Below are 14,368 nucleotides of genomic sequence, written 5' to 3'. Positions count from 1 at the left end.
GCGCGTTGCAAGCGAAAGCAGGCAGTGCACCGACACGCTTTTTCTTATAGCTTGCAAGTTGAAATTTGCAGCTTGGGGCTGCCAGCCTAACGCTTGCAGCTTTCTCGGCCGAGGCAGAAAATCGGCAGCTGAAACGTTTAATCTGACCAGGCGGCCACGTTACTCGATAATCTGCCAAGGAAAAAGCCCCATCTTGTCGGACAATTGCGACAATAGTCGTCTGCGCGGATGGCCGGTAGCCGGTCAAACTAGCCGGCCCGGCCTGCCCGCCAGCCCCGGTAACAACAAGGAAAATTCGGTGAAACTCAGCGATATCGCCCGTCTGGCCGGTGTGTCCGTGACCACCGCCAGCTACGTCATCAATGGCAAGGCTGAACAGCAACGCATCAGCAGCAGCACGGTCGACAGGGTGCGCGCGGTGGTCGAGGCCCACGGCTTTACCCCCAACCCACAGGCTGCTGGCCTGCGCAGCCGGCATACCCGTACCCTGGGGTTCATTCTCCCGGATCTGGAGAACCCCAGCTACGCGCGCATTGCCAAGCAACTGGAACAGGGCGCCCGCGCCCGCGGCTACCAGTTGCTGATCGCCAGCAGCGATGACCAACCCGAAAGCGAACGCCAGTTGCAGCAACTGTTCCGTGCCCGTCGTTGCGATGCGCTGTTCGTTGCGAGTTGCCTGCCAGCCGAAGATGACAGCTACCGCGAACTGCAGAACAAAGGTCTGCCGGTGATCGCCATCGACCGCCGCCTGAACCCTGCGCATTTCTGTTCGGTGATCAGCGACGACCGCGACGCCAGCCGCCAGCTGGCCGCCAGCCTGCTGCGCGCCGCGCCACGCAGCATTGCCTTGCTCGGCGCCCGCCCGGAACTGTCGGTCAGCCAGGCCCGTGCCGGTGGTTTCGATGAAGCGCTGCAAGGCTATGCCGGTGACGTGCGCCGCTACCAGGGCGAAGCCTTCAGCCGGGCATGCGGCCAGCGCCTGATGCAACAACTGATCGACGACCTGGGGGGCCTGCCCGATGCCCTGGTGACCACCTCGTATGTGCTGCTGCAAGGGGTATTCGACACACTGCAGGCGCGCCCCGCCGGCTCCCGGCAGTTGCAGTTGGGCACGTTTGGCGACAACCAGTTGCTGGACTTCCTGCCACTGCCGGTCAATGCCATGGCCCAGCAGCACGGCCTGATCGCCGCCACTGCGCTGGAACTGGCGCTGGCCGCCATCGAGGAAAAGCGCTACGAACCTGGCGTGCATGCCATAGGCCGTACGTTCAAACAACGCATCGCCGCAGGCTGAACATGCAGCTGATTGACACCCACACCCACCTGGACTTCCCCGACTTCGACGCCGACCGCCCGCGCGTGCTGACCAACGCGGCGGCCCGCGGGGTGAAACGAATGGTCGTGCTTGGGGTGTACCAGGCGAACTTCCAGCGGGTGTGGGCGCTGGCCAGCGGCGAACCAGGCCTGTTCGCCGCGCTGGGCCTGCACCCGGTCTACCTGGAGCAGCATCGGCCCGAGCACCTGCAGCAATTGCGCGAGTGGCTGGAGCGCCTGCGCGGTGACCCACAGCTGTGTGCAGTGGGCGAATTTGGCCTGGACTATTACCTCGAACACCTGGACAAGGCCCGCCAACAGGCGTTGTTCGAAGCACAACTGCAGATGGCGTGTGATTTCCAGCTGCCGGCGCTGTTGCACGTGCGCCGCAGCCATGCCCAGGTAATTGCCACGCTCAAGCGCTACAAACCGGCACGGGCGGGGGTGGTGCATGCCTTTGCCGGCAGTTATGAAGAGGCCCGCGAGTACATCAAGCTGGGCTTTCGGCTGGGGCTGGGCGGTGCAGCGACTTGGCCGCAGGCGTTGCGGCTGCGCAAGACCCTGGCGCGCCTACCGCTGGACAGCGTGGTGCTGGAGACCGATGCGCCAGACATGGCGCCGGCCATGTTCCCAGGGGCGAGGAACAGCCCCGAGCATTTGCCCGAGATAGCCAATGCCCTGGCGCAAGTGATGGGTGTCGAGGCCGGCGAACTGGCAGCAGCGAGTACTCGCAACGCGTGTGAGCTGTTCGGCTGGTAGCCGCGCTGCCCCCGCCTGATTTCAGGCCAGCACCGTCCACAGCGCGAACGCGGCATACCACAACACCGCGCAGCGCAGCAGCAGCTCCCACAGGCTGTCCAGGCGCCCCAACTCACGCTGGCTGTGTTCATCGTCGGGAATGTCGTCGGCAACGCGCCCGACCCGGGCCACCAGGTGTGCGGCGCTGATGTGCCAGTTAAGCACCTCGTGCAGCATCACCCGCGTCACCGCCAGGAAATTACCCACCAAAGCAAAGCTCAACGCCAGCACGCGCACCGGCAGCCAGTCCATGATGTGCCGCAACTGCTCGGCGCGCGCCTTCAGCACCGCTTGCCCGCTGTGCCCAGCGCACAGCGCCAGTAACCGATAAGCCAACGCTGCCCCCGGCCCCAGCACAAAATACCAGAAGATCACGGCGAAGAAGCCCTGGTACACCTGCCACAGCAAGTTGCCCTGCACCCGCACCAACAACGTGTGCGGCTCATCCGCCGCCAGGCCAAGGTCGCGCTCTGCCACGTGCAAGGCAGCCTGGTCATCGCCCCGGCGCCAGGCGTCGCGGAACGGGCCGAGCGAGGCCTTGGCGTCACCGCGGCCCAGGCTGTAGACCAACACCAGCAGATGCACCGGCAGCGCCAGCAGGCCATAGGCCACCGGCTCCAGTACGTGCAACAGCAAGACCAGCAGCGCGACCGGTGCCAGCACCAGAAGCGTCAGCGTCCACCACGGGTGAAGCTTGCCGCTACGCTCCAGGCGCACCAGCTCACCAAGGAAAAAACCATCCCTTTGCACCTGATGGCGAAGGGCCGAGAACTTCTCGACCCACAGCGCCAGCACCAACACCAGAAAACTCATGCCTTGTCCTCGTTGTGCTGCAGCGCATCACGGTAGCGCGGCCAGTCGAATGCCGGGCCGGGGTCGGTCTTGCGTTGCGGGGCAATGTCGCTATGACCCTGGATACGGCCCAGGTCGATGGCCGGCCAGGCGCAGCAGATGTGCCGGGTGAGCTGTTCCAGGACAGTGTACTGGGCATCGGTATAGGGCAGGTCGTCAGTGCCTTCCAGCTCGATGCCGATGGAAAAGTCATTGCAGCCCTCGCGGCCGTCGAAGCACGAAACACCTGCATGCCAGGCGCGGTCGCACAACGACACGAACTGAGTCACCGCGCCATCACGCTCGACGAACAGGTGGGCAGACACGGTCAGGTGGCTGATGCTGGCAAAGTACGGGTGTTCCTGGGGGTCCAGGCGGTTCTGGAAAAACTGCTGAACCTTGCCGGTACCGAAACACGCCGGCGGCAAGCTGATGTTGTGAATCACCAGCAGGGAAATCGCTTCACCTTCCGGCCGAGCATTGAAGTTGGGCGAAGGGCAATGGGTGATTCCGTTTCCGTGGAACCAGCCAGTGGCACGGTCCAATTGCATGGGGCAGATCCTGAAAACGCCTTGAACAGGACAACAGTATGCCTTGCGGCTCACGCCCTGTGCAGGTGAAAGATCACGGGCGCAGGCCGTCAAGTACGGCCTCCAGTGCACGCTCGAACAACAGCCCGTCACCCAGCACCCGCACTTCGCCGCGCTGCAGTGCCCTGGCCAGGCTGGCGCTGCTCCACTCTCGCACGTTCAGGCCGGTGCGGTTGCTGAACACCAGCCTGTCGCTGTTCTCGACACGTGCTACCAGCTTGCAGCGCAGCGGTGGGTCTTCATCCAGCACCTGGACCCAGGTTCCGACGCGCAGGCGCTGCGCCTGGCGCACTGCCGCAGCGTGCCCGCTGTCGCCCCCTGGCGGCGGGCAGCCTGGTTCTTCGGCACTTGCCAGGACAATCGCTTGCGTCACCCGCACCTGGTCCAGGGGTTGCCACTGGCCTTCCCCGCAGGCGCACAGGTGCAACCGCTCAAGCTGCTGGAAGAACGCGCGGGTAGTGAGCGAGTCCTGCGCCACGCTGGCCAGGCCGTCGCGCAACGCCTTGAGCAGGCCTGGCACCTGCTGCAACAAGGTTTGCGGCTCACGCCCCGGGGTCACGCTGTGCAGCAGGGTGTCCATGGTCTGCACGGCATCGCACCACGCCCTGGAGCCCTCGCCGTGCTTCAGCCAGGCCAGCAACAGGACCTGGCTCCAGGCCTGTACCAGCATCTGCACCACCACCTGGGGCAACACCTGGCCGCGCAGACGCTGGTTGAGCAATTGCTGCACCTGGTGCCTGGCCTGCAGGGTGCGTGCGCGGCCCTCTTCGGCGTCGCGGGTACGTTGCTCGAGCAAATCGCTGCGCCGCCGCTCTTCTTGGCTGAACGCCAGAAAATCTTGCAGCAGGTCGTCGAACACGCGGGTGTCTTCGTCAAAATCACTGAGCACGCGTTGCACGATCAGCGCCACCCGCACGTGCAGACTGTCACGCACATCTTCGCGGCCGCTCTCCCAGCCGATCGCTGCCGCTGCGATTTCGTTGAGCAGCCGACGCGCGGGGTGGCCAGCCCGGCTGAACAACCCCTTGTCCAGCAGCGCCACCTTCAGCAGGGGAATGTGCAGCCGGATGATCAGCGCCCGCAGGCTGGCCGGCAGGTTGTCGTCCTGCTGAATGAACCGGAACAGCAGGTTCACCAGGTTGATCATGTCTTCGTCGGCGACCGCGATGCGCCTGCGTATACCACTGCGCACGCTGACCCGCAGCAGCAATTGCTCAAGCTGTTGGCCAAGCTCGAAATCATCTGCCTCGTGCGTGGCAGGCACGTAGTGCTGCAAGTGGGTCAGTAACCGCAGCAGGTCGGCAGTGCTGATCGGCTGGGCGGCAGCCACCGCCTGCAAACGTGGGGCAAATTGCCCCCGCACCGGCGCCAGCAGGGTTTGCAACGAGGCAAAAAACGCCTGCCCGGCCGCGTCCGCGCCCACATCCTGGCCTGGCATGGGCGGGCAGCGTCGCGCGCCCATGCGCCGCTGCTCGGCAGGCCGGCGCGGAAGCGGTTGCAGTTCGGGCAGCACACCGGCGGCCGCCAGCAGCTGGTTGGCCTCGCCGTAGATCACATCGGCATCACTGAGCACATAGCGCTCGAACAGCGTGAGCAACACCAGCTTCACCCGCAGGCAAACCCCCAGGCTACGCCCGGCATCGAGGAAGTAACCGCATAATGCAGCGGGCCCCAGCGGGTTGTCGCGCTCGTACACGGGGCGGTCGAGCACCACCTGCAAGCGTAGCCCCAGCTGTTGCAAGGCCGGGCGGTGACGGGCCAGCACCCGCTCCACCATGCCTTCGACAGCAGCGCCCCGCTCGGCCTGCGCTTTGCCGCATGTGTTCCCCGGCAGGGCCAGGTACTGCAACAGGTCCGCCTGGCCGATGCGGGCGAAGGTGGCATGGAAGATGTCGAGAAAGCCACGCTCGATGCTTTTGCGCTTCAGGCGCAGGTCGCGCATGGCCTCGAAATACAAGTTCTGGTCGGCGTGCTCGAAGGCTTTGTCAGCCATCTCGAACAGGGTGTCGTCAGCGTTGTCGAACAGCGCCTGCAAGCCCAGCCGCAACTGCAGGGCGGCCTTGTCGCGTACTTGCAACAGCAATACCGGAAGGCAAGGCAGAGGCGCACGCCGGCCTCGGTCGATGGCTGCCGCCAGGGGCACCACCTTGCCTTCTTCATGCATCCTGGACTCCTTGCAGGGTGTGTGGCCCGCCGTAGCAGGTGTCGTCAAAGCTATGACGCCAAATACTGGTCGCCATTATCAGCAAAAACCCGCAGCGCTGCCAGCACGGATTCAGCCCAGGCAGGCGCCCGCCACCCGCCGACCAAAGGTCGTCGCCAAGGCGGCTGTACACACCAGCCCCCTGCCCTATAATCGCCGGCATCTTGCTTGTGGAGCCGACCATGCCGAACCTACGCCTAGCCGACCTGACCGCTGAAATCGAAGCCAACGTGCGCCGTGCGCTGTTGGAGGACATCGGCAGTGGCGACATCACCGCGCAGTTGATCCCGGCCGAGCGCCTGGCCAAGGCGACCATCATCACCCGCGAGGACTGTGTGATTGCCGGCACTGCCTGGGTCGATGCGGTGTTCCGTCAGCTCGACCCGCGGGTGGCGGTGCACTGGGAAGTCACTGACGGTGACCGTGCCAGCGCCAACCAGCCCCTGTTTCACCTCGAAGGCCCGGCCCGTTCGCTGCTCAGCGGTGAGCGCAGTGCCCTGAACTTCCTGCAACTGCTGTCGGGTGTCGCCACCCGTGCGCGCTTTCTTGCCAGCCTGGTAGAAGGCACCCAGGTGCGCCTGCTGGACACGCGCAAAACCCTGCCTGGCCTGCGCCTGGCGCAAAAGTATGCGGTGACCTGTGGCGGTTGCGACAACCACCGCATCGGCCTGTACGACGCTTTCCTGATCAAGGAGAACCACATCGCCGCCAGCGGCGGCGTGGCTCAAGCCGTAGCGGCCGCGCAGCGCATTGCCCCGGGCAAACCGGTGGAAATAGAAGTGGAAAGCCTTGGCGAATTGCGCGAGGCGCTGGCGGCGGGGGCCGACATCATCATGCTCGACGAACTGAGCCTGGAAGAAATGCGTGAGGCTGTCCGCATCACGGCAGGCAAGGCCAAGCTGGAGGCCAGCGGCGGGGTCAACGAGAGCACCCTGCGGGTGATTGCCGAAACAGGCGTGGACTACATCTCGATCGGGGCGATGACCAAGGATGTGAAGGCGGTCGACCTGTCGATGCGGCTGAGCCTGTGAGCTGATCACAGGCAAGCCAGCTCCCACATTTTGTAGGAGCGGCCTTGTGTCGCGATGGGCTGCGCAGCAGCCCCAATCAGTCTGCGATCACACTTGAGTGGACAGCATCAGGCTTTCGAGCCGATTTCCTGTTGGGGCGCTTGGCGAATCAAAACGAGGCGTTGGCCAGCCCGTCCAGGTAGCGCTCGACGTCCAGCGCTGCCATGCAGCCAGCACCGGCCGAGGTGATCGCCTGACGGTACACGTGGTCGGCCACGTCACCGGCCGCGAATACGCCTTCGACGTTGGTGGCGGTAGCATTGCCTTCACGGCCGCCGTTGACCACCAGGTAGCCGTCCTTGAGGGTCAGCTGGCCTTCGAACAGCGACGTGTTCGGGGTATGGCCAATGGCAATGAACACGCCATCGACCTTGATTTCATCGCTGCTGCCGTCGTTGTTCTTCAGGCGCGCACCGGTCACGCCCATGTTGTCACCCAGTACTTCGTCCAGGGTGGCGTTGAGCTTGAGCTCGATCTTGCCTTCGGCCACACGGGCGTTGAGCTTGTCGACCAGGATCTTCTCGGCGCGGAAGGTTTCGCGGCGGTGCACCAGGGTCACCTTGCTGGCGATGTTGGCCAGGTACAAAGCCTCTTCCACGGCAGTGTTGCCACCGCCCACCACAGCGACCGGCTTGTTGCGGTAGAAGAACCCGTCGCAGGTAGCGCAGGCCGAAACGCCCTTGCCCATGAAGGTTTCTTCCGACGGCAGGCCCAGGTAGCGGGCGCTGGCGCCTGTGGCGATGATCAGTGCGTCGCAGGTGTACTTGCCGCTGTCACCCTGCAGGGTGAACGGCTTGTTGGCCAGGTCGACAGCGTTGATGTGGTCGAACACGATTTCGGTTTCAAAACGCTCGGCATGCTCCTGCATACGCTGCATCAGGGCCGGGCCAGTCAGGCCGTGCGGGTCGCCCGGCCAGTTGTCGACTTCGGTAGTGGTGGTCAGCTGGCCACCGGCCTGCATGCCGGTGATCAGCAGCGGCTTGAGGTTGGCACGGGCGGCATAGACCGCAGCGCTGTAACCGGCAGGGCCGGAACCCAGAATGATGACGCGCGAATGACGTACTTCAGACATGTCGAACTCCTGTCGAGCGGGCCGGTCTCGATACACCGGCGGCGCCAGCTGGAAAATTTAAAAGGACCCACGCAGCACTTGGGGAAGGCTACAACGCGCAGGCCCAGAAAGCGGAAAGTTGAACGCACTGTAGCGAGGTCGCAAAGATTAAGGAAATATCCTTCGACAATCCACCTCATAGGCATCGTCTATGCTGCGATTTCATCGGTGATCATACTGTCGATGCTTTTGTTACAGCCGGTTTCCCGACCCCATGCTGCCTTTCGTCGGCACGCCAAACTCGGTAAGGTCAGCGCGTTTCCCTTCTCTGCGGAGTACCCTGATGCAAGCCCCTGTCCTCTCTGGCCCCCAATACCTGCGCGAAGGCCTGAAACTGGTGCTCAGCCCCAACCTGCGCTTGTTCGTGCTGCTGCCGCTGGCGGTCAACCTGCTGCTGTTCGGTGGCCTGATCTACTTCGCCGGGCACCAGTTCAGCCTGTGGGTGGATACCCTGATGCCGACCTTGCCCAGCTGGTTGAGCTTTCTCACGTACATTCTCTGGCCGTTGTTCGTCGCCCTGGTGGTGTTGATGGTGTTCTTCACCTTCACGCTTGTCGCCAACGTCATCGCCGCGCCGTTCAACGGCTTTCTCGCCGAAAAGGTTGAAGTGGTGGTACGTGGCGAAGACAACTTCCCGGCGTTCAGCTGGGGCGAACTGCTGGCAATGGTACCGCGTACCCTCAGTCGCGAAATGCGCAAGCTGGGCTACTTCCTGCCACGGGCCATCGGCCTGTTCATCCTCTCGCTGGTTCCGGTGGTCAACGTGGTAGCTGCGCCGCTGTGGCTGATCTTCGGTGTATGGATGATGGCCATCCAGTACATCGACTATCCGGCAGACAACAACAAGATGAGCTGGCAGGACATGCTCGCCTGGCTGCGCCAGAAGCGCTGGCAGAGCCTGGGCTTTGGCGGGGTGACGTACCTGGCGTTGCTGATCCCGGGGGTGAACGTGCTGATGATGCCTGCGGCGGTGGCCGGCGCCACCCTGTTCTGGGTGCGGGAAAAGGGCGACATCCGCGTCAGCAAGCCAGGCAGCCCAAGCGCATGATCCGGCAACAGGAGCTTCCAATGAACCGCTTCAACCCCGCCAAACTCAAGCTGTCCAAATGGACGGCCACCCACCCGGTGAACCGCGAGAAACATTTTCTGGTCACCGACCTGGAGCACGACGAGACGGGCGTCCTGCTGCGGGTGGAATTGCAGGCGGTGCACAGCCACCGCAGCCAGTGGCTGGACTGGCGGCTGCTGCGCGATGCGCAAGTATGGGCGATGGGCTGGCGATAACCTTGCCCAGGCCAGCAAACGCCCACATGCCAGCGCAGCGCGCAAGCACTGGGCGTCAGTGGCCCAAGCGGCTGGAAAACTGCCCAACCACGTCCACCACCCGCTTCGCCCCGTCTTGGATCTCGACAATCACGTTGCCCGTCTGATCGGCTAGCGCCAGCCCCTGTTCGGCCTGGCGCTTGCTGGTGTCGATGATCGTCACCGCCGCCTGCGCCAACTGCTCGTTCTGCTGCACCACCCGGGCGATTTCCTCGGTGGCGCTGCTGGTACGCGACGCCAGTTGCCGGACTTCGTCGGCAACCACGGCAAACCCGCGCCCCTGCTCGCCTGCACGGGCGGCCTCGATGGCCGCGTTGAGCGCCAACAGGTTGGTCTGCCCGGCAATATCGCTGATGGTCTTGATGATCGAGCCGATCACCCGCGACTGCGTGTCCAGCGCCTGGATACCCTCGGCCGCCTCTTGCATCGAAGCTTCCAGGCCGCGCATCACGCTGACACTCTGGGTGACCACCCCGGTAGCCTTGCGCGCGCTGGCATCGGTGCCCAGCGAGGTGGTGTAGGCCACATCCGCCGCTTCGGCCACCGCCTGTTCCTGGTTGACCTGGTCGGTGATCACGGTGGCGAATTTGACCACCTTGTACAGCACGTCGTGGGCATCGAAGATCGGGTTGTAGGAGGCCTCCAACCAGACCACCCGGCCGTGGGCATCGATGCGCTTGAAGCGGTCAGCCACGTACTCGCCACGACGCAGCCTGTCCCAGAATGCCTGGTAAGCGGTTGAGTTGGCCTCTTCCGGCGTGCAGAACAGACGATGGTGCTTGCCGCGAATCTGCTCCAGGCGGTAGCCGACCGTGGCCAGGAAGCGCTCGTTGGCGGTGAGGACGTTACCGTCGAGGTCGAACTCAATGACCGCCGTGGAGCGCATCAGCGCCTTGATCAGGCTCTCATGTTCGCGCGAAGCTTCGATGGTGCGGGTCAGGTCGCTGGAGTGCAGGGTGAAGTACTTGATGCGCCCTTCGCTGTTCTTCACCGGTTGCAGGATCGACCGCAGCCAGGCTTCCTGGCCATTGCCGCGCAGCAGGCGGAACGCGCCGTTCAGGTGCTCGCCACGGCTGATCGCGCTTTTCATGCGCTGGTAGAAGTCCAGCGATTTGACATGGGCAGGGACGATGTCCTCGATGTTGCGTCCAAGCAATTGTTCGGCACGGTAGAGCATCTCGCTCTCAAAGTTGCCATTGACCATCTCGATCCGTCCCTGGGGGTCGAGTTGCAGTACCAGCATCTCACTGTCGAGGCTGCTCTTGACCTGTTGAATAGACAACAGGTCTTCGCGCAGCTGCCGGATTTCTTGCTTGAGCTTGTTGTTGAACATCACCGCTCTCCTATGGAGCGCATCAGCTAGTCGAATGCATCTTCATCGGCTGCCGGTGACACCTTCTTGAGTGCCGTGCCAGGAAATATTCGTGGGTCGGTGGTCAGGCGTCATCTGTACGTCACATGGCAGTCACATTGGCGCAACCGAGCAGGCGGAAACTTTTTGTCATGAATACACCCGCCCTACGCATCACCCTGGTCAGTGAAACCTTCCCACCCGAAATCAACGGCGTGGCCAATACCCTTGGCCGCCTTAGCGAAGGGCTGCGTCAGCGTGGCCATGAAGTTGAAGTGGTACGCCCGCGCCAGGCCGGCGAAGGGCCGGTACACAGCGACCCGCAGCTGATGCTGTGCCGGGGCTGGGCCTTGCCGGGCTACCCCGGCTTGCAGTGGGGCGAGGTGTCGATGCACAAGCTGTTGCGCCGCTGGCGCCGACAGCGCCCGGATGTGCTGTACATCGCTACCGAAGGGCCGCTCGGGCTCAGCGCTTTACGTGCGGCGCGGCGCCTGGGGGTGGCAGTGGTCAGTGGTTTCCATACCAACTTCCCACAGTATTCCGGCCAATACGGGCTGGGCCTGCTGGCGCGCATGCTCACGCACTACCTGCGCTGGTTCCATCGGCGCACGGCCATCACCCTGGTCCCCAGCCTCAGCCAGCGCCTGGAGCTTGAACGCCGTGGTTTCAAACGCTTGGAACTGCTGGCCCGGGGTGTCGATGCCTGCCTGTTCAACCCGGCGCGGCGTAGCCAGGCGTTACGCGAAGGCTGGGGGCTTGGGCCCGACGACATCGCCGTGCTACATGTCGGCCGCTTGGCGGTGGAAAAGAACCTTGGCTTGTTGCGACCCTGCCTTGAAGCACTGCAAAAGACTTATCCACAAAGGTGCCTGCGCCTTGTTTTTGTCGGTGACGGCCCACAGCGCGCCACCCTTGAGCAACAGTTGCCAGACGCGGTGTTCTGTGGCGCCCAGCGCGGCGAGATACTGGCTGAACACTATGCCAGCGCAGATCTGTTCCTGCTCCCAAGCCTGACCGAAACCTTTGGCAACGTGGTACTCGAAGCCATGGCTTCGGGGTTGGCGGTAGTGGCTTATGACGAGGCCGCTGCAGCACAGCACATTCGCCATGGCCATAACGGCGCGCTGGCCATGCCGGGAGACCAAGCGGCGTTCATCGATGCGGCCTGCTGGTTGCTTGAGGAAGAGGAAACCTTGCGCCGGGTGCGGCTGAATGCACGGCAACACGCCAGCCGCCAGGGGTGGGCGGCGATTGTCGAGCAGTTTGAGGGGTATCTGAACGCGGCGTCCAGAAAAGATGCTGCGCCCCTGCCCAACAGTGGCTCGCTGGCAATGAAGATCAAGCCTGAATCACCCTAAACGCGCGTGTACACGCGTTTGATAACTTACAGCCCTTTTGTACGCTCTCAAATCGGCAGCTGCTTTTTCCAATCTCTCGATCGCATTCAATTCTTGAGCGCTTTTGATGGCAAGATTATCTGCAATATAACTGGAGGGCTCATCGAAGATCATTGTGCTACCTTCTTTACCTCGTTCTGCGCGTTTTAGGTGTTTGCTTGATCTTTTTTGAGTATCCTTTAGATAGTCGAAGTCATCAGCCAGCATGTGCCCACCGATCTTCATCTCAGCCGGGCTGAGCTCGATTGTCGGAACACTGGCGCCAGCGCTTGGCCGAGCGGAAGGGGCCGCTTTCAATTGGTCTATCTTCTTGAAAATCTTTTTCCCATACTTAGCTTTAACATATTCATACGCCACCGTATCGAAGGCTTTCAGCGCAGCACTTTTCACAGCCTTGAGTATTTTTATGTGACCCGAGGGGTCACTGTGGTTGACCGGATCGCTGTCGCAGTAAACATAAGGATTGATGCCCGCAGCACCGAATGGGCTCCAATTGTCTGGAGAGTTGAAGCGCATCAAGAGCGGACTGTATAGACGGTAGCCATTACCCAGCAGGTATCCGCCCATTACGGGCTCAGGTACTTGGCCGGTAAATGCAGGCAACCCGGGATGAGTTGGCTGATACCCGTACGGTGAATAGCAATAAGTTTTGGCTTTCTGCTGTGGGTTAATTAGCAGAGTGGAATGCAAAGCATCACTGGCCAGTAAAACGTTGGGGGTCGCCTGCATTGCCTCTACCAGCACTGCATGGGTTTGTATCACTGAAGTCATCAAGCGGCGCTGTACCTGCGCGTCCTGTATCAGCGCCAAACGTTCGTGTTGATAAAACAACTTGCTCGCCATCGATCAAACCTCGTTTGCATTTCGCAAGGTTGAAGTTTGGCAACACCGTCATTCGGTCGGCAACTGGCAAAAATGTCAGGGCCTGCCACTGACAGAAAGGGCCGCACAGCGGCCCCGAATACTCATCCCAACGCTTTCTCGATGGCCTGCACCACCGTCGGATCATCCGGCGCCGTACGCGGCGAGAAGCGCGCCAGCACCCGGCCATCCTTGCCGACCAGGAACTTCTCGAAGTTCCAGCTGATATCACCCGGGAACTCCGCGCCCTCGCCCGCCAGCAGGCGATACAGCGAATGGCGCTGCGCCCCGTTGACCTCCAGCTTGCCCGCCAGCGGGAAGCTCACCCCGTAGTTCAGGCTGCAGAAGTCCTGGATTTCCTTTTCACTGCCCGGCTCTTGCCCGGCAAACTGGTTGCACGGCAGGCCAAGCACATTGAAGCCCTTGTCCTTGTAAACCTGATAGAGGTTTTCCAGGGCTTTGTATTGCGGCGTGAGACCACACTTGGAAGCGACGTTGACCACCAGCACCACTTGGCCCTTGAACGGTGCGAGGGGCAGTTCCCCGCCGTTCAGCGCCTCCAGTTTCAGCTCGTGAAATGCACTCATGATGAACCCCCTCTCAGCTTCCGGGTTGCCGCGCAGGCAAATCGCGCCCACTAAAAAGGCGCCCGTTCAAACCGCCCACCTCCCGTAGGAAGGCAGATCGGCTTGCCCGAGCGCCTGGCGACTTTCTGAGCTTAGCGCAGAAAATCAGTGGTGATGGCCACCTTCACCGTGGATGTGACGGTGAGCGATTTCTTCGTCGCTGGCGTCACGCACGTTGACGACCTTGACCTTGAAGTTCAGACGCTGACCAGCCAGCGGGTGGTTGCCGTCAACGGTGATGTCGTCGCCGTCCACGTCGCGGATGGTCACAATCTGCATCTGGCCATCCGGCGCCGAAGCGTGGAACTGCATACCCACTTCCAGCTCGTCGACGCCTTCGAACAGGCTGCGGTTCAGGGTGCTGACCAGCTCGGCCAGGTATTCGCCGTAGGCGTCTTCCGGCTCGATGGCAACTTCCAGTTCGTCACCGGCTTGCTTGCCTTCCAGGGCTTTTTCCAGGCCTGGGATGATGTTGCCGGCACCGTGCAGGTAAACCAGCGGCGCGCCACCGGCGGAGCTGTCGATGGTCTCCCCGGCGTCGTTGGTCAGGGTATAGTCGATGGAGACAGCCTTGTTGGCGGCGATCAGCATGGGGCAAGACCTTTTGCAAAAGAATGTAGAGCGCACCAGTGTAACCAAGCCACCGCCCGATTGCGAACGCACTGGCGTGCAGCAACGGTCCATCAGTCGGATCATCGGCTTTCACCAGGACGAAGAAGGCCACTGGGTAGCCGAGCTGTCCTGCGGCCACACCCAGCACCTGCGCCACCAACCGCCGTGGCAGGCACGCCCGTGGGTGCTCGACCCGGCCCAGCGCCTGCAACGTATCGGCCAGCCGTTCGCATGTGGCTGGTGCGCACAAGGGGCCGATAGCGCTACCCTTGGCCGTTAAT

Annotated in this window: 14 protein-coding genes and 2 pseudogenes; 7 read left to right on the top strand and 9 right to left on the bottom strand. The window is 62.6% G+C overall.

The annotated features are described in order from the left end of the window. Positions 1 to 298 precede the first annotated feature (298 nt). On the top strand, positions 299 to 1,294 hold the full coding sequence (gene cra, locus GEV39_RS03785) for a catabolite repressor/activator (RefSeq protein ID WP_029886926.1): 996 nt from the start codon (positions 299 to 301) through the stop codon (positions 1,292 to 1,294). 2 nt (positions 1,295 to 1,296) lie between these two features. Further along, positions 1,297 to 2,073: a TatD family hydrolase gene (locus GEV39_RS03780; RefSeq protein ID WP_173887611.1), complete on the top strand. Its 777-nt coding sequence runs from the start codon at positions 1,297 to 1,299 to the stop codon at positions 2,071 to 2,073. 21 nt (positions 2,074 to 2,094) lie between these two features. On the opposite strand, the gene ampE is transcribed toward GEV39_RS03780, so the two are convergent. From ampE to GEV39_RS03765, 3 genes are all read right to left on the bottom strand, one after another. Then, entirely contained in the window at positions 2,095 to 2,925 is an 831-nt protein-coding gene (gene ampE / locus GEV39_RS03775; RefSeq protein WP_173887610.1) for a regulatory signaling modulator protein AmpE, read from the bottom strand. Beyond that, positions 2,922 to 3,494, bottom strand: a complete 573-nt coding sequence (gene ampD / locus GEV39_RS03770; protein ID WP_173887609.1) for a 1,6-anhydro-N-acetylmuramyl-L-alanine amidase AmpD — start codon at positions 3,492 to 3,494, stop codon at positions 2,922 to 2,924. Before ampD ends, ampE begins: the two co-directional genes overlap by 4 nt. A 73-nt stretch (positions 3,495 to 3,567) precedes the next feature. Next, a complete protein-coding gene (locus tag GEV39_RS03765; RefSeq protein WP_173887608.1) occupies positions 3,568 to 5,697 on the bottom strand; it encodes a DUF1631 domain-containing protein in 2,130 nt (709 codons plus the stop codon). Positions 5,698 to 5,918: 221 nt separating this feature from the next. Here GEV39_RS03765 and nadC point away from each other — a divergent pair, with 221 nt between their 5' ends. Continuing rightward, on the top strand, positions 5,919 to 6,767 hold the full coding sequence (gene nadC, locus GEV39_RS03760) for a carboxylating nicotinate-nucleotide diphosphorylase (RefSeq protein WP_173887607.1): 849 nt from the start codon (positions 5,919 to 5,921) through the stop codon (positions 6,765 to 6,767). A 148-nt stretch (positions 6,768 to 6,915) separates the two neighbouring features. On the opposite strand, the gene trxB is transcribed toward nadC, so the two are convergent. After that, a complete protein-coding gene (gene trxB, locus GEV39_RS03755; RefSeq protein WP_003247318.1) occupies positions 6,916 to 7,878 on the bottom strand; it encodes a thioredoxin-disulfide reductase in 963 nt (320 codons plus the stop codon). A gap of 322 nt (positions 7,879 to 8,200) precedes the next feature. On the opposite strand from trxB, the gene cysZ reads away from it, so the two are divergent. Together cysZ and GEV39_RS03745 are read left to right on the top strand one after the other, a co-directional pair. Then, positions 8,201 to 8,965 (top strand): sulfate transporter CysZ, encoded by a 765-nt coding sequence (cysZ, locus tag GEV39_RS03750; RefSeq protein ID WP_173887606.1) that lies wholly within the window; start codon positions 8,201 to 8,203, stop codon positions 8,963 to 8,965. Between the two features lie 20 nt (positions 8,966 to 8,985). Next, positions 8,986 to 9,201 (top strand): TIGR02450 family Trp-rich protein, encoded by a 216-nt coding sequence (locus GEV39_RS03745; protein WP_173887605.1) that lies wholly within the window; start codon positions 8,986 to 8,988, stop codon positions 9,199 to 9,201. 55 nt (positions 9,202 to 9,256) lie between these two features. Here the strand turns inward: GEV39_RS03745 and GEV39_RS26470 are convergent. After that, positions 9,257 to 9,616, bottom strand: a pseudogene (locus GEV39_RS26470) (methyl-accepting chemotaxis protein); the annotation flags it as partial. A 228-nt stretch (positions 9,617 to 9,844) separates the two neighbouring features. After that, a pseudogene (locus tag GEV39_RS26465) lies at positions 9,845 to 10,444 on the bottom strand (PAS domain-containing protein); the annotation flags it as partial. Positions 10,445 to 10,743: 299 nt separating this feature from the next. On the opposite strand from GEV39_RS26465, the gene GEV39_RS03735 reads away from it, so the two are divergent. Continuing rightward, positions 10,744 to 11,949 (top strand): glycosyltransferase family 4 protein, encoded by a 1,206-nt coding sequence (locus GEV39_RS03735; RefSeq protein WP_173887603.1) that lies wholly within the window; start codon positions 10,744 to 10,746, stop codon positions 11,947 to 11,949. On the opposite strand, the gene GEV39_RS03730 is transcribed toward GEV39_RS03735, so the two are convergent. From GEV39_RS03730 to GEV39_RS03720, 3 genes are all read right to left on the bottom strand, one after another. Continuing rightward, entirely contained in the window at positions 11,941 to 12,831 is an 891-nt protein-coding gene (locus GEV39_RS03730) for an RHS repeat-associated core domain-containing protein (RefSeq protein WP_173887602.1), read from the bottom strand. The genes GEV39_RS03735 and GEV39_RS03730 overlap by 9 nt on opposite strands. Before the next feature lie 122 nt (positions 12,832 to 12,953). After that, positions 12,954 to 13,436, bottom strand: a complete 483-nt coding sequence (locus GEV39_RS03725; protein WP_110678723.1) for a glutathione peroxidase — start codon at positions 13,434 to 13,436, stop codon at positions 12,954 to 12,956. 144 nt (positions 13,437 to 13,580) lie between these two features. Continuing rightward, positions 13,581 to 14,066 (bottom strand): FKBP-type peptidyl-prolyl cis-trans isomerase, encoded by a 486-nt coding sequence (locus tag GEV39_RS03720; protein WP_173887601.1) that lies wholly within the window; start codon positions 14,064 to 14,066, stop codon positions 13,581 to 13,583. Between GEV39_RS03720 and GEV39_RS03715 the strand changes: the two genes are divergently transcribed. Next, a complete protein-coding gene (locus GEV39_RS03715) occupies positions 14,065 to 14,367 on the top strand; it encodes a DUF3565 domain-containing protein (RefSeq protein WP_173887600.1) in 303 nt (100 codons plus the stop codon). The genes GEV39_RS03720 and GEV39_RS03715 overlap by 2 nt on opposite strands. Position 14,368 lies beyond the last annotated feature (1 nt).

Origin of the sequence: Pseudomonas sp. NY5710, from assembly GCF_013305665.1 — a bacterium.
Lineage (GTDB): Bacteria > Pseudomonadota > Gammaproteobacteria > Pseudomonadales > Pseudomonadaceae > Aquipseudomonas > Aquipseudomonas juntendi.
The sequence above is the reverse complement of the archived record's forward strand: the minus strand, read 5'-3'. Positions and strand labels throughout refer to the sequence as shown.